Annotated in this window: 22 protein-coding genes; 19 read left to right on the top strand and 3 right to left on the bottom strand. The window is 62.5% G+C overall.

The window, feature by feature from the left end; all coding sequences use genetic code 11:
• The first annotated feature begins 24 nt into the window (after positions 1-24).
• The 3 genes from J2X54_RS19340 to J2X54_RS19330 all read left to right on the top strand — a co-directional run bounded on the left by J2X54_RS19340 (position 25) and on the right by J2X54_RS19330 (position 2,111).
• The gene (locus J2X54_RS19340; protein ID WP_310182710.1) at positions 25-624 is read left to right on the top strand and encodes an NAD(P)H-dependent oxidoreductase; all 600 of its coding nucleotides are present in this window, start codon (positions 25-27) and stop codon (positions 622-624) included.
• 19 nt (positions 625-643) lie between these two features.
• Positions 644-1,525: a pirin family protein gene (locus J2X54_RS19335; protein WP_310182708.1), complete on the top strand. Its 882-nt coding sequence runs from the start codon at positions 644-646 to the stop codon at positions 1,523-1,525.
• A gap of 118 nt (positions 1,526-1,643) precedes the next feature.
• Positions 1,644-2,111, top strand: a complete 468-nt coding sequence (locus tag J2X54_RS19330; protein ID WP_070246395.1) for a hypothetical protein — start codon at positions 1,644-1,646, stop codon at positions 2,109-2,111.
• Between the two features lie 10 nt (positions 2,112-2,121).
• Here the strand turns inward: J2X54_RS19330 and J2X54_RS19325 are convergent, their stop codons facing one another.
• Entirely contained in the window at positions 2,122-3,210 is a 1,089-nt protein-coding gene (locus J2X54_RS19325) for a DUF1906 domain-containing protein (RefSeq protein ID WP_310182705.1), read from the bottom strand.
• Positions 3,211-3,390: 180 nt separating this feature from the next.
• On the opposite strand from J2X54_RS19325, the gene J2X54_RS19320 reads away from it, so the two are divergent.
• The 3 genes from J2X54_RS19320 to J2X54_RS19310 all read left to right on the top strand — a co-directional run bounded on the left by J2X54_RS19320 (position 3,391) and on the right by J2X54_RS19310 (position 8,092).
• Positions 3,391-6,657 carry a winged helix-turn-helix domain-containing protein gene (locus tag J2X54_RS19320; protein WP_310182703.1) on the top strand — a complete coding sequence of 1,089 codons (3,267 nt, stop codon included), beginning with the start codon at positions 3,391-3,393 and terminating at the stop codon, positions 6,655-6,657.
• On the top strand, positions 6,654-7,025 hold the full coding sequence (locus J2X54_RS19315; protein WP_310182702.1) for a hypothetical protein: 372 nt from the start codon (positions 6,654-6,656) through the stop codon (positions 7,023-7,025). The genes J2X54_RS19320 and J2X54_RS19315 overlap by 4 nt, the downstream gene beginning before the upstream one ends.
• Before the next feature lie 137 nt (positions 7,026-7,162).
• Positions 7,163-8,092, top strand: coding sequence for a succinylglutamate desuccinylase/aspartoacylase family protein (locus J2X54_RS19310; RefSeq protein WP_310182701.1), 930 nt, complete (start codon positions 7,163-7,165; stop codon positions 8,090-8,092).
• Here J2X54_RS19310 and sugE read toward each other — a convergent pair.
• Entirely contained in the window at positions 8,089-8,406 is a 318-nt protein-coding gene (gene sugE, locus J2X54_RS19305) for a quaternary ammonium compound efflux SMR transporter SugE (RefSeq protein WP_070246399.1), read from the bottom strand. The genes J2X54_RS19310 and sugE overlap by 4 nt on opposite strands.
• Positions 8,407-8,518: 112 nt before the next feature.
• Between sugE and J2X54_RS19300 the strand changes: the two genes are divergently transcribed.
• From J2X54_RS19300 to J2X54_RS19285, 4 genes are all read left to right on the top strand, one after another.
• Entirely contained in the window at positions 8,519-8,887 is a 369-nt protein-coding gene (locus J2X54_RS19300; protein ID WP_310182700.1) for a DUF1304 domain-containing protein, read from the top strand.
• 128 nt (positions 8,888-9,015) lie between these two features.
• Positions 9,016-10,356: an MFS transporter gene (locus J2X54_RS19295; RefSeq protein WP_310182699.1), complete on the top strand. Its 1,341-nt coding sequence runs from the start codon at positions 9,016-9,018 to the stop codon at positions 10,354-10,356.
• A gap of 161 nt (positions 10,357-10,517) precedes the next feature.
• Entirely contained in the window at positions 10,518-10,904 is a 387-nt protein-coding gene (locus J2X54_RS19290; RefSeq protein ID WP_310182698.1) for a response regulator, read from the top strand.
• Complete coding sequence (locus J2X54_RS19285; protein WP_310182697.1) at positions 10,901-12,052, top strand: HAMP domain-containing sensor histidine kinase; 1,152 nt, start codon at positions 10,901-10,903, stop codon at positions 12,050-12,052. Before J2X54_RS19290 ends, J2X54_RS19285 begins: the two co-directional genes overlap by 4 nt.
• A 14-nt stretch (positions 12,053-12,066) precedes the next feature.
• On the opposite strand, the gene J2X54_RS19280 is transcribed toward J2X54_RS19285, so the two are convergent.
• Positions 12,067-13,107, bottom strand: a complete 1,041-nt coding sequence (locus J2X54_RS19280; protein WP_310182696.1) for a hypothetical protein — start codon at positions 13,105-13,107, stop codon at positions 12,067-12,069.
• Positions 13,108-13,300: 193 nt separating this feature from the next.
• On the opposite strand from J2X54_RS19280, the gene J2X54_RS19275 reads away from it, so the two are divergent.
• The 9 genes from J2X54_RS19275 to J2X54_RS19235 all read left to right on the top strand — a co-directional run bounded on the left by J2X54_RS19275 (position 13,301) and on the right by J2X54_RS19235 (position 20,221).
• Positions 13,301-13,702 (top strand): CsgE family curli-type amyloid fiber assembly protein, encoded by a 402-nt coding sequence (locus J2X54_RS19275; RefSeq protein WP_310182695.1) that lies wholly within the window; start codon positions 13,301-13,303, stop codon positions 13,700-13,702.
• A 21-nt stretch (positions 13,703-13,723) separates the two neighbouring features.
• Positions 13,724-14,158, top strand: coding sequence for a curli assembly protein CsgF (locus tag J2X54_RS19270; protein ID WP_229255224.1), 435 nt, complete (start codon positions 13,724-13,726; stop codon positions 14,156-14,158).
• Positions 14,155-15,072 carry a CsgG/HfaB family protein gene (locus J2X54_RS19265; protein ID WP_310182694.1) on the top strand — a complete coding sequence of 306 codons (918 nt, stop codon included), beginning with the start codon at positions 14,155-14,157 and terminating at the stop codon, positions 15,070-15,072. The genes J2X54_RS19270 and J2X54_RS19265 overlap by 4 nt, the downstream gene beginning before the upstream one ends.
• Before the next feature lie 26 nt (positions 15,073-15,098).
• Complete coding sequence (locus tag J2X54_RS19260) at positions 15,099-16,067, top strand: hypothetical protein (protein WP_310182692.1); 969 nt, start codon at positions 15,099-15,101, stop codon at positions 16,065-16,067.
• Between the two features lie 71 nt (positions 16,068-16,138).
• Positions 16,139-16,864, top strand: coding sequence for a hypothetical protein (locus J2X54_RS19255; protein ID WP_310182691.1), 726 nt, complete (start codon positions 16,139-16,141; stop codon positions 16,862-16,864).
• A 19-nt stretch (positions 16,865-16,883) separates the two neighbouring features.
• The gene (locus J2X54_RS19250) at positions 16,884-17,780 is read left to right on the top strand and encodes a hypothetical protein (protein WP_310182689.1); all 897 of its coding nucleotides are present in this window, start codon (positions 16,884-16,886) and stop codon (positions 17,778-17,780) included.
• A gap of 24 nt (positions 17,781-17,804) precedes the next feature.
• Positions 17,805-18,764 carry a hypothetical protein gene (locus tag J2X54_RS19245; RefSeq protein ID WP_310182687.1) on the top strand — a complete coding sequence of 320 codons (960 nt, stop codon included), beginning with the start codon at positions 17,805-17,807 and terminating at the stop codon, positions 18,762-18,764.
• 98 nt (positions 18,765-18,862) lie between these two features.
• Positions 18,863-19,153 carry a helix-turn-helix transcriptional regulator gene (locus tag J2X54_RS19240; protein WP_070246420.1) on the top strand — a complete coding sequence of 97 codons (291 nt, stop codon included), beginning with the start codon at positions 18,863-18,865 and terminating at the stop codon, positions 19,151-19,153.
• Positions 19,154-19,162: 9 nt separating this feature from the next.
• The gene (locus tag J2X54_RS19235; RefSeq protein ID WP_310182686.1) at positions 19,163-20,221 is read left to right on the top strand and encodes an alkene reductase; all 1,059 of its coding nucleotides are present in this window, start codon (positions 19,163-19,165) and stop codon (positions 20,219-20,221) included.
• Positions 20,222-20,270: the final 49 nt, after the last annotated feature.

The raw sequence follows: 20,270 nt of genomic DNA, 5'->3' as shown, positions 1-20,270 counted from the left end.
CTAACCAACACCAGGAGCCCCACCATGAATATCTTGCAAATCAACTCCAGCGCCCGCAGCACCGGTTCCGAATCGACCCGTCTGGCCGACGCCATCGTCGCCAAACTGCAGGCCGCCAACGTCGGCGCCGTCGTTACCCGCCGCGACCTGGCCGCCAACCCGCACCCGGTGCTGGACGAAGCCGCACTGCAAGCGCTGTTCACCCCGGCCGACCAGCGCAGCGCCGAACAGGCGGCCCGCGTGGCGCTCGACGACGCCCTGATCGCCCAGGTGCAGGCGGCCGACGCCATCGTGATCGGCGCGCCGATGTACAACTTCGGCATCACGGTGCAACTGAAAGCCTGGTTCGACGCGATTGCCCGCGCCGGCGTCACCTTCAAATACGGCGCCACCGGACCGGTCGGCCTGGTCACCGGTAAAAAAGTGTATGTCGCAATCGCCCGTGGCGGTTTTCACCGCGATGGTCCGAGCGACACGCAGCTGCCGCACCTGAAGATGTTCCTGGCGTTCCTGGGCATGACCGATGTGCAGTTCGTGTACGCGGAAGGCATGGGCATGGGTCCGGAGGCGGTGGCCAAGGCGCAAGCGCAGGCCGACGCCGACATCAACGCAGTACTGGTTTGAATTTAAAAGGAGCAGCGCCATGAACAACGTAGCAAGCGATACCGTCACCCGCGAACGCAGCGTGGAACGCGTGCTGGCCGGCCAGGCCGTAATGGATGGCGCGGGCGTGAAAATCAACCGCGTGGTCACCCAGCCGCTGCAACGCCGTCTGGACCCGTTCCTGATGCTCGACAATTTCGCCAGCGGCGAAGCCAACGACTACATCGCCGGCTTCCCCAGCCATCCGCACCGGGGCTTCGAGACCGTGACCTATATGCTCGAGGGCCGCATGCGCCACCGCGACAGCGCCGGCAACGAGGGCTTGCTGACCAACGGCGGCGTGCAATGGATGACCGCAGGTCGCGGCGTGATCCACTCCGAGATGCCCGAGCAGCAGGAAGGCCGGATGGAAGGTTTTCAATTGTGGCTCAACCTGCCGGCCAGGGACAAGCTGCGCGAACCGTGGTACCGCGACTTCAACGGCGACGAGCTGCCGCGCTTTCTCACCGCCGCCGGTGTCCAGGTCAAGGTCATCGCCGGCAGCAGCCACGGCGTGGCGGGGGCGGTGCAGCGCGAGGTGACCGAACCGATTTACCTCGACGTCGAGGTGCCGGCCGGCGCGTCGTTCAGCCAGGTGCTGCCTTCAGGGCACAATGCCTTCGTGTTCGTGTATCGCGGCCTGCTACGGGTGGGCGACAAGGACGTGGCGGCCGGGCGCATGGCGATCCTGGCCAACACCGAGGGCGCGGACGGCATCAACGTCCACGCGCTGGACGCCAGCCGCTTCATTCTGGTGGCGGGCAAGCCGCTGAACGAACCGATCGCGCAATACGGCCCGTTCGTGATGAACACCCAGGCCGAGGTGTTCCAGGCGGTGGAGGATTTCCGCGGCGGCAAGCTGGGCGAAGAAACGCACGCATGAACCCCACATGACCAACCGCGGCCAACCGGGGTCGGAGCCTGTCCAGGGTCCGACCCCATGCGGCGGCGCAAGCATGACCGTGACCGTTTGCCGGGTTAATCTCGGATAAAATACGCCGATGAACCCCTTATTCCTGAAATGGCTGCGCAAGCTGAGCTACATGCTCGGCTTTGAAACGGTATCGTCCTTCCCGCCCGGCCATCCGTACGAACGCACGCGCTGGAACGGCGCCTACTTCGACATTGCGTCCTACGTCAAACCCGACCAGATCGAACAGCGCCTGTGCGAGGCGATTGCCAACACGCCGCTGGTGTTCGGCCAGATCGACAATCCCACGCCGCGCATGCAGCGCGCGCTGCTGGCCGTGCTGGAAGAACGCATGCGCCACAACCGCGGCCGCGCCACCGAGCTGGCCGTGCAACTGGTGCACGCCTACGACAGCGCCCACATCACCGAAGTGATTCCCGGCCTGCGCGCCCAAGTGGCCGGCACCCGCCACGACGACATCGCCGAACGCGCCCGCAGCGTGATGGCATTCCTCTCCTCCACTCACTCGCCTTTCGACGTCATCGACATGAAAGCCTGAAGCGCCTGATTTATAGGATCTGGAAGAAGCCGGTAGGCCAGCCCTCATTGCTGCGCGCCAGTTCGACATGGATGCGGCGGCCATCATCGACCGGCAGCACCGCCGGCGCCAGCTGCTTGAGGTTGAACGACTCGAACTTCGGCGCTTCCGGCGCCGACGGTGTGTTGTCCGGCGCCGGCGCCAGCCAGCTCAGCGTGGCCAGGCCGACACTGACCATCGCCTCGCAACAGGCAGCCGAACCGTACACCCCCACCTGGTACACCGGTTCGCCCGGCCGGGCCGCCTTGAACGCCTGGTTGACGCCCTCGAAATAGCGTGTGATCGGACCGGCGATATCGTCGGAATTGGGATTGCAATCGACCTCGAAATAAATCGCCGAGCCGGAAGGCTGGGTAATGCCCGACTGCGCCATCAAATAAGCGGCGGCGCCATCGGCCATGCCCTGGGCCCGGCTGAACGAATGCAGGTGGGCGCCGATGGTCTCCCACACCACGCCGATGTGGATGCCGGCATCGGTCAGCGCCCGCGCTTCGGCCATCGACAAATTCTTGCCCGCGCTGTGGCTGTAGTAGCGGATGGCAAAATCGACACCCTGTTGCTTGATTGCTATTGCGTGCTGCGTCAGTTCGAAAGCGGCTTTGACGCCGGTCATGACAACCATGGGTGCTCCTGCAGGAATCGTGGATGAAGGCGCGGGAACCGCGCGCAGACGTGGCATCGGACCAGCCAAAGGCTCCGGCTCGGCGCGCTCGATGCGCACGCGGTAGCCGTGCACCGGTATGCGGATGCGCAGCGGATTGCCACGCCCCTCGCCGGCGTAGTACTGGCCGAGCTTGCTCCGCAAGCGCACCAGTTGCAGCCCGACCACCGGGTCGTCGGCGGGATCGAAGGCAGCCGGCGAGCGGCCGAATACCTCGACCCCGATCGAGTAAGCGCTGTAGAGCTGCGCGTGGCGGTGGCTGACCAGGTAATCGAGCAACTGGCAGCTGGCGCCAGCGTGGGCGAAGGCGCGACTGACCGCGATCCGATGCAGTTCGGCGCGCACATCGTTGGGATGCGGATCGCTGGCGCCCAGCGGCGCGCTGCGTGCTGATGTCACACTTAATGCAACAGGGTAAGCAGAATGTTTAATAGTTTCTCCAGCTTAATGTTATATTCTCAAAAATCATGCAGGGATGAAAGAACTTTACCCGCGCAGCATGAAACCGGCCTTCTGGAAACCTTCTTGTCCATAAGTCCTTGATTAATATCGATTTAATTTTTTGCGTAAAAGGTCAGTTTGAACCATAAGAGCTTCCGCTTTGGCCAATGGCGTGTCGATCCCGCCACCAATACGCTCAACTCGGGTGAACTCAGCAGGCAGATCGAGCCGCGCGCGATGGATGTTTTGTTACATTTGACGCGGCATCCGCACACCGTCATTGCGGCCGACGCCCTGCTTGACGCCTGCTGGGGCGAGACTCCGGCCAGCGACAACGCAGTGCATAAAATCATCACCCAGTTGCGCCGTGCGCTCGACGATTCGGCCTCCGATCCGCGCTATATCGAGACCATCCGCAAGCGCGGCTACCGCCTGGTGGCCGAGCTCAGCTACGAGGATGACGTCAGCCAGGGCAGCTGGATCCACGCCTCGCCGTTCCGTGGCCTGGAAGCTTTCGAGGAACAGCACGCGGCGATTTTCTACGGCCGCAAGGTCAGCGTGGACCGCCTGGTGCAGGTGGTGGTTCAGCAAGTCCAGGCTGCGTGTGCGATGGTCGTGGTGCTGGGGCCGTCAGGCGCCGGCAAGACTTCGCTGATCCAGGCCGGACTGATTCCCGCCCTGAAAGCGGGCGCGGCCCCGGCCGAAGCAGGCATCACGATCACCGACCATGTACAGATCGATTGCGCCGACATGGGGCAGTCCGGCCTGCTTGAAACCCTGGGCAGCACCCTGCTCGACGCCGAAATCGACGGCCGCCAGTTATTCGAAAACACCAGCGCGGCCGCGCTGGCAAGCTACATGGCGCAGGATATGCCGGGCCTGATCGCCCACTTGCAGGCCGCACTGCCGAGCCTGCGCCTGGCGCTGTTCGTCGACCGCTTCGAAGCGATCTTCCGCCTGCCGCACGTGACTGCCGGGGAACGCGAAGTCTTCATCGACGTGCTGGACCAGTTGGCGCGCTCGGGCTGCCTGTTGCTGATCCTGGCGTGCCGCAACGACTTTTACCCGCAGTTGACCGCTTATCCGGTCCTGATGAACGTCAAACTGCGCGGCGGCCACTTCGACCTGGCGCCGCCCGGCAGCGCCGACATCGCCCAGATCGTGCGCCACCCGGCCCAGGCCGCCCAGCTGCGCTACACGGTGGACGAACACGGCGAAGCGCTCGACGACGTGTTGTGCAGCGCGGCTCGGTCCGGCCCCGACACCCTGCCCCTGTTGCAATACTGCCTGCAAGAACTCTACCGCCAGCGCACCGACAGCGGCGAGCTGACCCATGCCGCCTTCCATGCCATGGGTGGCCTGGAAGGCGCCATCGGCGCCCGCGCCGAACAAGTCATCTCGAGCCTGGGCCCGGCGCAGATCGCGGCCCTGCCGCAACTGCTGTCGCGTCTGGTGCTGGTGGCCGAAGACGATACCACGGTCACCTCGCGCCGCGTGCCGTGGTCCGATGTCACCAACGACGACGAGATAAAACTGGTGCAAGCGCTGGTGGACGCCCACCTGTTCGTGAGCGACCTGCACGGCGGCGCCCCGGCCTTCGGCATCGCCCACGAAGCACTGCTGCGGCGCTGGCCGCGCGTGGTGGCTTGGGTGGAAGAACACCGCCAGTCGCTGCAAACCCGCAGCCGCATCAGCGCGCAGGCACGGCGCTGGCAAGACAGCGGCCGCAAGCGCGATATGTTGCTGCCGTCAGGTACGCAGGCGAACCAGGCGCGCGAGTTGGTAACGACCACGGCCTTCAGCTTCACGGCCGAGGAACGCGGCTTCATCGACCTGTCGCTGGCCGGCGCCAGGCGCGCCGAGCGCCTGCGCCTGGGCGTGATGATCATGATGGCCTGCCTGGCGTTGCTGGCCGCAGGGATGGGACTGAAGGCGCGGTCGGCACAGGTGGAGGCCGAGGCGCACCGGACCGAGGCCGAGGGGTTGATGGGATTTATGCTGGGGGAGTTTGTCGAGAAATTGAGGCCGTTGGGGAAGCTCGATTTGCTCGACAGCGTCAGCACACGCGCTTTTAACTATTTATCGTCTCCAGGTCGCGCCAACGATGGAGGCGACGCAATCCAGCGTGCAAAATCCTTGCAGATCATCGCGGAAGTCCGGCTTGCGCGAACCGACCCTACGGCTGCCGAGTCTGCGATGCTGGCAGCCAGGACCATTATCAAGGACCAATTTAAAGCTGGGCATATTGATGCAGCGCTGTTGAAGATTGCTGGAGAAAATTCATTTTGGCTAGGCCAGCTTTATTTCGACAAACGTGACTGGAGTAATGCTACGCGCTACTTTGAAGAATATCGTGATTATGCAAACAAAAGAGCTGAGCTTGACCCATCCAATGTAGATAGTTGGGTAGAACAGTCGTATGCTCATAATAGTTTAGGTAGTGTAGCGCTAAGGTACGGCAACGCCCACCGCGCTGCTGCGGAATTTTCCTTGTCAGTGGATTTGAAGACAAAGGCCTATAAACACTTGCCAACGAACAATCAGCTAATTGCAGATCTCGCGGATAGCCTTTCGTGGCAAGCACAAGCTCAGATACAACTGGGTAAGTTATCCGCCGCAGAAACGCTTTACGCCCGCCAACTGGAGCTGCTTCAGAAACTAAATAACGCTGACCCAAGCGCCACTGTTTGGGTGAAAGAGTTGGCAGCTGCTTGGTCGCGGAGCTCGGAACTTAAACAAGCGATGGGCAATCTTTCTGAGGCCCATGAAAACGCAAAACAAGCTTACTCGCTGTATGTAAAAGCGGTCGCGCTCGACCCTACAAACAGAATTTGGCAGCGTCTGTTAGCAATCTCAGAACTCCGCCTATATGATTCCTTGTCAAGAAAACCGAATCCATCAGTTGATTTAGCTCAATTTAGCCTATTGCAGGAAAAATTTGAGAAACTAATTTCTGCCAATCAAAAAAATAAAAGCTTCAAAATAACCTCAATAATAATATCGCAGCGAATAATCGAAGCAATGCTTCGCCTACATGATCTTCCAGCAGCGAGCTTGGAATTACAAGTAGCTGAGTCGAAGCTGCAGGGTCTAATGGCGAATACTTCGAGCGACCCAGAAATACGAAATGCTTGGATCGACACATTGCTTCTTGCAGCGGATATCCGTCAGCTAAAAACTACGGACAATCAGGAATCATGCAAAACTGCACGTGCAGCGCTTGCTCCTTTAATTCATAACACCATGGATTTCAAGATCCTGGTCATGTGGGTTAAGGCAAATACTTGCATGAATCGCCCAGAAGACGCCACATCCGCAAAAGAAAAGCTTGCTGCGATGGCTTACCTTCACCCAGCTTACCTTGAATATATCTCCACCCACCCACCAAAGAAAGCGATGCCATGACTGTAGCTTATTCCATTACCCCATTTATCAATGTACAGGTATGGGTCAAAAAGAAGAACGATGAAGAAGGATATGAAGTACGTTGCGAACCGGCCGTGCCCAAGGTAGTACAAAAAGATACCGTGATCAATTATCAAATTGTCGACACGTACGGTGAAGATATCGTATTTAGTGGCTTGGAAGTCACACCGGCAGAACTCAACCAGATTAGCGTTCCTTCGATCAGCCAAAGCGGCAAGCTGTTAACCGTGAGCGATGCAAATACCCACTGCTGCTGGATCAGTCTGAATCTCGAGTTTACCAACAAGACTCTGGGACACAGCTTCGCCCACGACCCTCAAGTAAGAAATGATCCAGATGTACAATGAAAAATCCATCTCCCGATGAAGCGCAGAGATAAGCAGCTGGCGCCAGATCTGACGCTTTCCATCTCTTCTCGCCATACCAGTTCACCAACTCTTCAAAGCTAAGTAAAATTAAATTGTTTCACCCAAATGACTTCGGAATGGCAGAGCACACTGGCGCCAACCCCGGCCCCAGCCTCATCATCACCGGCGCCATCCACGGCAACGAAACCTGCGGCACCGAGGCCATCACCCGCGTGATGGCCGACCTCGACAGCGGCACGCTGACTCTGCGCAGCGGCCGCGTCACTTTCGTCCCCATCGCCAATCCCCTCGCCTACGCCAGGCGCAGCCGCAATGGCGACCGCAATCTCAACCGCAAGCTGTTCCCGACCGCGCATCCGCAAGACTTCGAAGACCATGTCGCCAACTGGCTGTGCCCGCTGCTGGCGCAGCACGATGTGCTGCTCGACCTGCATTCCTTCAACGCGCCCGGCGAGCCGTTCGTGATGGTCGGCCCCCGTAACAACACCGGCGCGCTCGAACCGTTCCAGCACGAACAGGCCGAGCGCGCGCTGGCGCGCCACCTGGGCGTGCGGCGGTTTGTAGATGGGTGGTTGCGCGCGTATGGCGATGGCGTGCGGCGCCGCCTCGGCGATGAATCGCAGCTTGAAACCGTGCTGCGCTACGACATGGGCACCACCGAATACATGCGCGGCACCGGCGGCTATGCGCTCACGCTCGAATGCGGCCAGCACCAGGACCCCCAAGCGCGGACAGTAGCCTATCGCGCCATTCTGAACACGCTCGCCTTCCTGGGCATGACCGATGGCACGCCACCCGCGCCAGTCGCTGCGCGGGCCATGGAAGCGCTGACCATGGTGGCCGTGGTCGATAAAATTTCGGCCGACGATGTGTTCTCAAAGCCCTGGCGCAGCTTCGACGCTGTCGCCAAGGGCGAGCAGATCGGCACGCGGGCCGACGGCACCCCGGTGCTGGCCGGGTTCGACGGCCGCATCCTGTTCCCCGACAGCGCAGCAGCGGCCGGCGCCGAGTGGTATTACCTCACCCGCGCCAATCCCGCTTTTTAAGCATTGGTCAGTTTCAAGCCGATGATGCCGCCTATGATCATGGCAATGCAGGCCAGGCGCATGGCGCTGGCCGGTTCGTCGAGCGCGACGATCCCGTAGATGACGGTGCCGACCGTGCCAATGCCGGTCCAGATGGCGTAGGCGGTGCCCAGCGGTAGCGTGCGCAGCGCCAGGCCCAACATGCCGATACTGCCGAGCATGGCGGTCAGCGTCCACAGCGTGGGCATCAGCTTGGTGAAGCCGGCCGTGTATTTCAGGCCGATGGCCCAGGTCACTTCCAGCAGGCCGGCGATGATGAGGATAATCCAGGTCATAAAGTCTCCAGTACGCAGCAAGGCGGTCCCTGCCAATCAGCGCGCAACATAAAACTATACCATCAGCAACAATCTCGGAGATAATCATTGCTTAACAATAACAGGAGCAACCATGCAGTTACTGGCCCAGATCGTCACCGGCTTTGTCGCGCTGATCCACATTTATATCGTCCTGCTGGAAACCGTGTTGTTCGATACGCGCGGGCGCAAAGTGTTCGGCCTGTCGCAGGAAAAAGCGGAAATCGTCCGCGCCGGCATGTCCAACCAGGGTTGCTACAACGGTTTCCTGGTTGCAGCGCTGGTGGTCGGCTTTGCCCATCCGAACAGCGTGGTGGGCTCGGCCTTCACCGTATTCGGCCTCTGCTGCGTGGCGGTGGCCGGCGTGTGGGGCGGCCTGACGGTCAAGCGCAGCATCCTGCTGATCCAGACCTTGCCCGCGGTGGTGGCGTTGGCTCTGCATTTCGCCGCTAGCGCCGGCTGACCTGCAGAAGTGGTCAATCGCCGAAGTTAATTGCAAGTTGCAATGTACGCTAGCGTACGGAGCAAACACGGGAAGACGTCGACACTCTGAGCGGCAGAATGCTTTCAAGCATTCCATCAGGAGGCTCCATGTCGACGTCATCATCTGTTCACTCCGAAACAACGGCTCTTGCCTCGGCAATCGAGGAAGCGCGCATCGTGCGCAAGGTGGCGTGGCACATCATGCCGCTCATCATGGTCTGCTACCTGTTTGCCTTTTTCGATCGCATCAACGTCAGCTTCGCCAAATTTGCCCTGCAAACCGATCTCGGCCTGAGCGATACGGCCTATGGTCTGGGCGCCAGCCTGTTCGTGGTCGGCTACGTCCTGTTCGAAGTGCCGAGCAACCTGATGCTCTACAAGGTGGGGGCCCGGCGCTGGATTGCCCGCATCATGGTGTCCTGGGGAATTGCCACCGCCCTGATGGCGTGCGTCCAGGTCGAGTGGCAGTTTTATGGTTTACGCTTCGTGATCGGCGCCCTGGAGGCCGGCTTTGCGCCCGGCGTGCTGTACTACCTGACGCTCTGGTTTCCCTCTGCCTACCGGGGCCGCATCACGTCGACCCTGTGCCTGGCGTCGGCGTTTGCCGGTGTGCTGGGAGCGCCGGGCGCCGGACTGATCCTGTCGCAGTTGGACGGCTTGCTGACCTTGCGCGGTTGGCACTGGCTGTTCCTGGTCGGCGGCATTCCGTGCGTATTTCTTGGCTTCCTGGTCCTGAAGGTGTTGAAGGACCGCATCGTGGACGCCACCTGGCTGACCCGGGACGAGCAGGCACTGCTGTCGCGCCGCATCGACGAGCAGAACCGTTCGATCGGCGGCCAGGGCCACTCCTTGCTCGGCGCCCTCAAGACGCCGGGGTTTCTGACCCTGTGCTTGGTGTACTTCCTGATCCAGATGGGCTCCTACGGCCTCAATTTTTGGGCGCCGCACCTGATACGCGCGTCGGGCATGACCAATCCGGCAACCATCGGCCTGCTGACGGCGGTCCCGTACCTGTGCGGTGCAATCTCCATGGTGGTGGTTGGCCGCCTGTCCGACCGCTCCGGCGAACGACGCAAATATGTCATGGTCCTGATGCTGCTCGCCGCCGCCGGTTTTTTCAGCGCCGGCATCTTCGCACACAACACGGCGGTATTGATTGCTGCCCTGGCCGTCATGGGAGCAGGTGTGATCGCATCGGTCCCGGCCTTCTGGGCACTGCCCCCGAAAATCGTCACTGGTGTGGGTGCGGCAGGCGGTTTCGCATTGATCAATACCCTGGGCCAACTGGGCGGCATGGTCAGCCCGGTACTCGTGGGCCGTATCAAGGATGCGACGGGCAGTACCACGCCAGCTTTATATGCGATTGGCTGCCTTTGTGTCGCCGGCGCGGCGATCGTGCTGTTTGCCCTGCCCGCAACGCTGCGTGCAAAAGAAGGGACGCTGCAGTGACGTACTGGCTGACCAGTGACGTCAGCTACCGGAAAAGTCACTACCCAAGGCAATGTACGCAAGCGTACAGAGAGTACCGCTCAATAAGCCGACACTGCGTGTGGGTTTGCTTCCCCGTCCGATCATTTCTTCGGTGTACAAGGCAATCACCGGAGAATGGCATGATGATTTTAGTGGTCGAAGACGACGTGGACCTGGCGGAAACCTGTTCCATGGTGCTGGAAACATATCACCACCAGGTGGAGATAGCTCATAGCGCCGAAGAGGCCTTGCTCAAAATAGCCGAGCGCAAGCCCGACCTGTTGATCTCCGACTGCGTGCTGCCTGGCCGCTCCGGCCTGGAACTCAGCGCGCTGGTGCGGGCCGATCACAGCCGCATTGACCTGCCTATCCTGCTCATGAGCGGCTCCCTGCGCAGGACCGTGGCGCACGGGGACAGCTACGATGGCTTCATCAATAAGCCGTTCCTGGCAGAGGCCCTGATGGAGCAGGTCGGCAAGCTGGTAACGCCAGCGACAACCACCCAGGCAGCCGGAGGCAAGCCATGAAACTGTCTGCCTTCATTCTGGAAAAGATGGAACCCATCCTCAAGGAATGGGAAGAGTTTGCCGCATCGCTGGCGCCACTGGAAGACGCCACCAGGGTCGAACTGCGCGACCATGCAAGCGCAGTGTTGCGGGTGATTGCAAAAGACCTCGATACGCCGCAGTCGGAGCACCAGGGCATTGCCAAGTCCAAAGGCCTGGCGGTCGCTCTCGCGGGCGATACAGCCGCCCAGCTGCACGCCGAAGAACGGGTTGCGGCAGGATTCTCCGGCGAACATGTCATGGCGGAATTCAGGGCGCTGCGCTCCAGCGTCTTACGTCTGTGGGCGCAGCACAAGCAAATCACATCGCCTGGCGACATCGAGGACATGATCCGCTTTAACGAGGCAATCGACCAGGCGCAGACCGAGTCGATGGCGCGCTACGCAAAAATGCTGCGGGAAGCGCAAAACCTGTTTTTGGCAATCCTCGGGCACGACGTGCGCACACCGCTCGGCGCGGTCAGCATGGGCGCGCAGGTGCTGCTGATGGACCAGACACTGCCATCGAAGGCATTGAAGGTGGGACTGCGCATCCTCAACAGTTCCAAACGCATGGACGCCATCGTGCGCGACCTGCTGGACTTCTCGACCACGCACCTGGGGGAAGGCATCCCGATCGATCCGCGCACGGTCAATTTGCTGGAAATCTGCCAGCACACGATCGATGAAGCCAAAACCTTCAATCCCGACCGCAAATTCGAACTGAGCGCAGGCGGTGACCTGGTCGGGACATGGGATGGACAACGCATGGCCCAGGCATTTTCCAACCTGATTTCCAATGCCATTCAACACAGTACCCCCGATAGCCCGATCAGCGTATCGATCATGGGACTTGCCGGCGAGGTTGTGTATGAAGTCAACAACCAGGCCGAAATTTTCTCCCAGACCAAATTACGCACCCTGTTCGATCCGATCAAGCGCTTCGCCATCCGCCCGGCCAGCGAACGGGTGGGGGCGCGCATGCAAAACCTGGGCTTGGGACTCTACGTGGTCAAAGAGATCGTCAGTGCGCACGATGGTGAAATTTCGGTCAGCTCGCACGAGGATGCCGGCGTGACTTTTACCGTGCGCCTGCCACGCCAGACACCGCTGCGTCGCAGCGGCGACTGAAAATCGGGGCGGCGCTAGTTTTCGCGCACCGCTGTCGTCAAACTCGGCAACACCGTCACCGCCGTCGCCGGCACCGACTCCACCGGCGGCTTGACGCCGGTGCCGCGCAGTGCCAGCAGCCAGCCTACGCCGTCGAACCAGAACGGCGCCCCCAGCGACGAGGCAAACGCGGTCGCTATCCAGCCCAGCAGCGCAAACCCCAGCGCCAGCATCCACGCCGCTGCGCCCTGCCCGCTTGAATTCTCGAAGCGCGACGACGGCCAGCCGACCGGCAAACCAGCCACCTTGTCGATCGCCTTTTGCGCCGCGACGGCCTGGCCCAGCGCCTGTGCCGGGGTGGCGGCTGGGTCTGCTTTCACGCGGCCGGCGGCGATGGTCTCGGCGCTGGTTTTGGCCAGTTCGGCCGCCACGCTGTCGTCCTGCCACAGGCGCTGGCTCAGCACCAGCGCGTCGATATTCATCGCGCCCGCGTAAAACAAACCCACGCAGAACAGCACCAGTTGCGAGCGCCGCTTGTACCAGCCGGTGATGCGTTCCATCACCGTCTCGTACCAGATGCGCACGGCGTTTTCCAGCGCGGCCGCGTCGTTAGGCCCTTCGCCCATGATCGCCAGCAGGGTGCGCGCCAGGCCGTCGTTGCCGGTGCTGGCCAGCAGCAGTTGCGCGGTGTGGGCCTTGCCATAGCGGGCGATCAGCGTGGACACGAACGCGCGCGCAAAAATCGGCGCCGGGATATAGGACGGCATGCGACCGCGCTGCGCCATGCCGACGATCAGCGGATGGCGCATGACGTCGGCCGCCAGCGAGGCATCGCCGAGGCGGTCGAGCCCGAAACAGTCGTCACGCCGCAGCAGGCGCGCGATCGACGGGCCCACGCCGCGCAGGCGCGGCTTGGCGGCCGATTCGTGCAACATCGTCAGCACGCCGTCGAGCAGCACCTTGGCACGGGTCTGAAACAGCGAAGCGATCGCTTCGCGGGTGGCGCTGCACAGCAGGCTGACCGCCAGAAACGTGAACGACAAGCCGATGGCAACGTCGAGATAATGGTTGGACATGAGATGCTCCCCGAGCCGTTTTCGATACCTCTACACTAATTGATTTCACGGGCTCAAGCACGTTTTTCCACTTCCTTTCCCCCACAAAATCATATCGTCCCCGCGCGTGATCGTCGTCAAATTTGAGGCGAACGCGACTTCTATACTCGACTGACCACCCGGCCATTACGGCCCCAACGGCAGCGAGGATCACATGTTTTTACGCGTCATGTTTATTGCGGCAACAGCGCTGTTTTCGATGCGCGCATTCGCTGCCGCCCCCGAGCCGCCGCGCGCGACCGGCGTGGTCACGGTGCAGACGATCACCACCTCCGGCCACGATTTTTCCCAGCATTTTCTGGCGGCGTGGCGCGACCAGGACGGCAGCGACCAGGTCACGCTGGCGATCCGCGAACGGCCGTCGGCGCGCTTCGGCAGCGAGGTGTGGATCGACTACGCGCAGCGCACCGTGCTGCAACTGCGCCTGCCGCCGGCGCGCGCGGCCTTGCCCGAGCTGGCCGCCAATGCCGTGCAGCACGTGTGGGCCACCGTGCAGCGTACCGACGCCGAACGCAAGCTGTTCCACGACGCCGACCTGGCGCCCGATGAATTCTGACCTCACAACAAGGAGACTCCGATGCGCACCTGTACATTTCGCACTGGCATGCTGATACTGCTTGCCGGCGCCCTTCACTGCAACACCCACGCCACCGAGCTGGTGTACCAGGCCGTGAACCCGTCCTTCGGCGGCTATCCGGCCAACGGCCAGCACCTGCTGGCGCTGGCCACCGCCACCAACAAGCACGTGGACAAGGGGGGGCTGGGCTACTCGTCGCTGCTCGACCAGTCGCCGCTGGCGCAGTTCAACCAGACACTCGAACGCACGGTGCTCTCGCAGCTGGCGTCGGCCGCCACGTCCAAGCTCACCGGCCCCGATGGCAAGCTGCTGCCCGGCACCTTCCAGACGTCGAACTTCACCATCACCGTCACCGACCTGGGCGGCGGCATGTTGCGCATCACCACCGTCGATAAAACCACCGGCACGTCCACCTCGTTCGAGGTGTCGCAATGAAGCCGCGCGCAGTTATCGTGCTGCTGGCCGTGGCGCTGGCCGGCGCCGGCTGCGCCGTCTCGCACCCGCCGTCAACGCCGCGCGACGAGGCCGGATCGGTGGCGCAACTGACCACGCTCACCGCCGCCAGCCGCGACCTGCTGCAACTGCCGCCACCGAAGGGCAAGATTGCCGTGGCCGTGTACGGCATCCGCGACCAGACCGGCCAGTACAAGCCGTCGCCGGACAGCTCGTTTTCCACCGCCGTCACGCAGGGCGCTTCGTCGCTGCTGGTCAAGGCGCTGAAGGACTCGGGCTGGTTCGTGCCGGTGGAGCGCGAGAACCTGCAGAACCTGCTCACCGAACGCAAGATCGTGCGCGCCCTGGAAATGCCGCAACCGGCCGACACGCCGCCGGTGCAAATGCCGCCGCTGCTCGCTGCTTCGGTGCTGATCGAAGGCGGTATCGTCGCCTACGAAAGCAATGTGCGCACCGGCGGCGCGGGCGCGCGCTTTCTCGGCATCGGCATGTCGTCGCAGTACCGGGTGGACCAGGTCACCGTCAACCTGCGCACGGTCGATATCCGCGGCGGCCAGATCCTGCAAAGCGTTTCCACCACCAAGACCATTTATTCGTACGAGCTGCACCCGAGCCTTTTCAAGTTCGTCAGCGTGAAGGACCTGGTGGAAGTGGAAGCGGGCATGACCCGCAACGAACCGGCGCAGCTGTGCGTGAGCGAAGCGATCGCCGCCGCGCTGGGCCACCTGATCGTGCAGGGCGTGCGCGAGCAGAACTGGGCGCTGGCCGACCCGGCCCAGTGGTCGAACCCGGTGGTGCAGCGCTACGCCGGCGAGCACCTGGCCGCCCATGCCCCGCCTGCTGCGACTGCCCCTGCCCCTGCACCCATTACAGAACCACAGCGTTTCACCCCGTAGTACCCAACCAACCAGAGGAGACTGTCATGAGAACCACCATCATTTCCGGCGCCGTTGCCGCCGCCCTAAGCCTGATGTGCGTGCTGCAACCTGCCACCGCGCAAAGCAACCGCGCCACGCTGAGCCAGAACGGCGCCAACAACCTGGCCAACATCGAGCAAATGGCCAGCGCCCAGAACGCCATCGCAACCGTCACCCAGACCGGCAATAACAATACCGTGGGCACGCCCGGTGGCGCAGCAGGCATCATGCAAAGCAATTCGCAGAACGTCACCGCCACCATCAGCCAGAACGGCAACGCCAACCAGGCCGCCGTGGCGCAGGACGACGTGCAGAACAGCACGGCGGCCTTTACCCAGCTGGGCAACAACAACCAGGTGGTGGCCCGCCAGGAAGCGGTGACCACCGCCAACATCAGCGCGCGCCAGGACGGTACCAGCAACTTCGCGGAGTTCGCGCAGTTCGAGGTGGCGACCGGCACCGTGAACACGCGCCAGGTGGGCACGGACAACGAGCTGTCGGTGCGGCAGGAGCGCGCCACCAACACCTCGCCGGTGGTCGAGCAGCAAGGCACGGCCAACGTGGCCAATGTCCAGCAAGTGCTCGACTACGCTTCGAACCCTTCCATTTACCAGAATGGCATGCGCAACGAAGCCAACATGGTGCAGAACAACGCCCGTGAGACCCAGAACATGACGGTGCGTCAGACCGGCATGGACAACCGCGCCACCGTCAGCAACAGCGGCATGCGCAACAACTCGATCGTCACCCAGACCGGCAACAACAACCTGGCGACCGTCAACAAGACCCAGAACTTCAACGAATCGGAGATCCGCCAACTCGGCAACCTGAACACCGCTACCATTACCCAGGCCGGCACCGCAATGACCGCCGCACAACCGAACGTGGCCATGATCATGCAGTTGGGTAACAACGGCAATGCCGCCCTCGCCCAGACCGGCAACAACAACCGCGCAACCATCGTACAACGTTGATCGTTAGCGTTACGCCGCAGGGAGCCCCCACGAGGGGTTCCCTGTTCACCCTGTCTTTGAAGGAGTACGACATGAACGCCCTGCTCAAAGCCGCCATTGCTGCGATCGTGCTGCAATGGTCGCTGCTGGTTCCCGCCGCCACGGCGCAGGAAATCAGCGCCAATATCACCCAGGCCGGCGCCGGCAACCTGGCGGGCATCACCCAGATCGATTCGGACAGCGTCGAAGCCCGCATTGCCCAAACCGGCAGCCGCAATGTGGCCAACCTCGGCCAGGAAGCGGCCTACATTACCTCGGCGGAGATTACCCAGCGCGGCAACGACAACGTTGCCGTCGCGCGCCAGAAGGACACGCTATTGTCAGGCATAGTCGCCCGCCAGACCGGCCAGCGCAACTCGGCCCAACTGCTGCAGGACAGCGTGTTCCCGTTCCTGATCCAGACCAGCCAGACCGGAACGGATAACGACATTGTCATTGTCGAGCGTGCCGGCGGCTTCGCCGGGCCGGTGGTCACGCAGGAAGGAAACGGCAACCGCGCCAGGGTGGAACAATACCTCGACTATTACTCCGGCATCGGTATCAGCCAGACCGGCCTGCGCAATCTGGCCGAGATCACCCAGACCGATGCGTACATGACCGACGGCATGTCGATCACCCAGCAAGGCGCCGACAACCGCGCCAGCATCTCCAACACCGGCCAGTTCAACAGCATGAGCGTGACGCAACTGGGCAACGGCGCCACTGCCAGCGCCAGCCAGTCCGGCACCGGCAACCAGGGCTTCATTCTGCAACACTGATCCCACCATCGGAGACCATATGAAAAACCATCCACCCGCCGAGCGCTGCGCGCCGTCGGCCAGTGCGCTTGCCACCGCCGCTGTTGCCACTGTTGTTGCAGCCTGCACTGTTCTGATCGCTCCGCCAGCGCTGGCGCAGGAGGGGCCCCAGGCCATTGCCACGCAGGCCGGCGCCGGCAACCGCGCCCATATCGCCCAGATCAATGCCGGGGCGGAGGTCTCGGCATTGATCGTCCAGAATGGCGCCAACAACCTCGTTGGCGATCCGGTCATCCAAACCGGCGGCATCTTGCAAACCGACTCGGACGTGCAAGTGGCCGAGGTGCGCCAGACCGGCAAAGCCAACCAGGCTGCGCTCAGCCAGCTCGGCGGCTGGCGCGCGCTGTTCTACCTCGAGCAGGGTGGTAACGACAATCTCAGCACCGTGCGCCAGGACAGCGCAGGCTATTCCGTTACCCGCGTGGCCCAACGCGGTGAGCGCAACCGGGTGGACGGCGACAGTATCGGCTCGGGTGCGCACGGCTTCGATGCCGTCCAGAGCGGTGCCGATAACCGGATCGCGGTCGTGGACCGCTACAGCGGATACGGCGGCCCTTACATCGACCAGAACGGCGCGTCCAACCTGGTCCGGGACTACGCCGCCAACGCGTTTTACGCCTATGTCGACATCGCCCAGCTAGGCGAACGCAACCAGGTCGCCAGCAGCCATGAAGCCTCGTTCAGCACGAGCGCACTGGTCAGCCAGGTGGGCGCCGACAACCTGGTCACGCTGACCAGCGCCGCCGTAGTCAGTGACGGCTTCATCACCCAGGTCGGCGATCGCAATGTCGCCACCACCGGGCAGCACGGCGCCGACCACCGCTTCAACCTGACCCAGGCCGGCAACGGCAACCGTGGCAACATCGTCCAGCGCTGATTTCCCCCCACCCCAGGAGTTATCATGAAACCACCTCTCTCGGCCTGTAGTGCAGCGCTGCTGGCCACGCTGTGCCAGCTGTGCGCCGCCCAGGATGTCAACAACGCCAGCGCCAGCCAGAACGGCGTCGGCAACCGCGCCTACATCGCCCAGACCGATAACGGCGACGGCGTGTATGTCACGGTGATCCAGAACGGCAATAACAACCTGGTGGGCAATCCGGACAGCCGGAGCGGCGGGGTGTGGCAATACGAAGCGTCCGATCTGCGCATGGAAATACGCCAGACCGGCGACGCCAACCAGGCCACCGCAAGCCAGCGCAGTGACCAGCGCACCATCATCATGCTGGCACAGTCAGGCGCCGCCAACGTCACGGCGGTACGCCAGGATGCGGCGGGTGAAACGTCGACGTGGATCAACCAGGCAGGCAGTAACAACCGGATCGACGGCGATGCCGCCAACACCTTCACCAACGGCTTTACCGCCGATCAGACCGGCGACGACAATACCCTCAACGTCTTCAACCGGCGCAACGGCTACTCCAACTCCTACACCAGCCAGGACGGCGCAGCCCACCAGATCACGATCGAGCAAGCCGACTCCGGCTACACCCTGCACGACATTGCCCAGTTTGGCGAACACAACCAGGTGAATGCCTCGAGCCAGGATGCCAGGTTCACGCTCTACAACATCACCCAGAACGGCGCCGACAATCTTGCCACCATCCGCACGTCTGCCGAGGCGAGCCGGGGCGACCTGATCCAGACCGGCAACCGCAATGGGGCCAAGACCGAGCAACTGGGCCGCAGCAGCGACTTCAGCATCACCCAGAGCGGCAATTTCAATACGGCAGCGGTGCGCCAGAACGGCGCTACAGGAGCCGACCTGAACAATATTGCCACCATCCGCCAGAACGGCCAGCGCCTCGATGCCAGCCTGGTCCAGACCGGCGGCGGCAACCAGGGCGTGATCGCCCAGCAATAAACCCCTCGCTATCCTGGCGGCCGCACGGTTGCTGCAGTCGCCAGCACGTTTTCCATTTATATCGTAAGATCACGATATTGACATCGTAAAAAGACGATATGGATATCGACGCGATCCACAAAGCCCTGGCCAATCCCACGCGGCGCCAGATCCTGGCGTGGCTGAAGGACCCCGAGCAGTTCTTTCCAACCCAGTCGCATCCGTTCAGCAATGGCGTGTGCGCGGGCCAGATCGACCAGCGCGTGGGGCTGTCGCAGTCTACCGTGTCGGCCCACCTGGCGATCTTGCTCAAGGCGGGACTGATCACGTCGCACCGCGTGGGCCAGTGGAATTATTTTCAACGTGATGAAGCCACGATCCGGGCTTTCATCGACCAAATGACCTTATAAAGGAAACACATGCCTACCCTCTTCGACCCGATCACCATTGGCGACCTGACCCTGAAAAACCGCATCGTCATGGCCCCGCTCACCCGCGCCCGCGCCGTTGGCGGCAACCGCGTGCCGAACGCCCTGATGGCCGAGTACTACGTGCAACGCTCCAGCGCCGGCCTGATACTCTCGGAAGCCACCTCGGTCACCCCGCAAGGCGTCGGCTATGCCGATACGCCGGGCCTGTGGTCCGACGAGCAGGTGGAAGGCTGGAAACAGGTAACTGCCGCCGTGCACGCGGCCGGCGGCGTGATCTTCGCCCAGCTGTGGCACGTGGGCCGCATTTCCGACCCGAGCCTGTTGAACGGCGACGCGCCGGTGGCGCCAAGCGCGATCGCGGCCGAAGGCCACGTCAGCCTGCTGCGCCCGATGCGCCCTTACCCGGTGCCGCGCGCGCTGGACACGGAAGAGCTGGCCGGCGTGGTGGCCGCCTACAAACTGGGCGCGGAAAACGCCAAGAAGGCCGGCTTCGACGGTGTGGAAATCCACGGCGCCAACGGCTACCTGCTCGACCAGTTCCTGCAAGACAAAACCAACCAGCGCACCGACAACTACGGCGGCCCGATTGAAAACCGCGCGCGCCTGATGCTGGAAGTGACCGATGCCTGCATCGCCGTCTGGGGCGCCGACCGCGTGGGCATGCACCTGGCGCCACGCCGCGACGCGCACGACATGGGCGACTCCGACCCGGCAGCCACCTTCGGCTACGTGGCGCGCGAGCTGGCCAAGCGCAAGATCGCTTTCATCTGCGCGCGCGAAGCCGTGGGCGAAGACAGCCTGGGCCCGCTGTTGAAGAAGGAATTCGGCGGCGTGTACATCGCCAACGAAAGCCTGGACAAGGCCGGCGCCCAGCAGTTGCTCGACAAAGGCACGGCCGACGCGGTGGCCTTCGGCAAGGACTTCATCGCCAACCCGGACCTGCCACGCCGCCTGGAAATCGATGCGCCACTGAACAAGTGGAATGCCGAAACGTTCTATGGCCCGTCGGCCGAAGGGTATACCGACTACCCCGCTTTGGCCGCTTAAACGCGCATCCCAGTGAAGGGGGCGGCCCCGTACGGGCGCTGTTCCCCCC

This window comes from Duganella sp. 3397, assembly GCF_031456625.1.
Taxonomy (GTDB): domain Bacteria; phylum Pseudomonadota; class Gammaproteobacteria; order Burkholderiales; family Burkholderiaceae_D; genus Rugamonas; species Rugamonas phyllosphaerae.
This window is presented reverse-complemented; position numbering and strand designations above follow the sequence as displayed.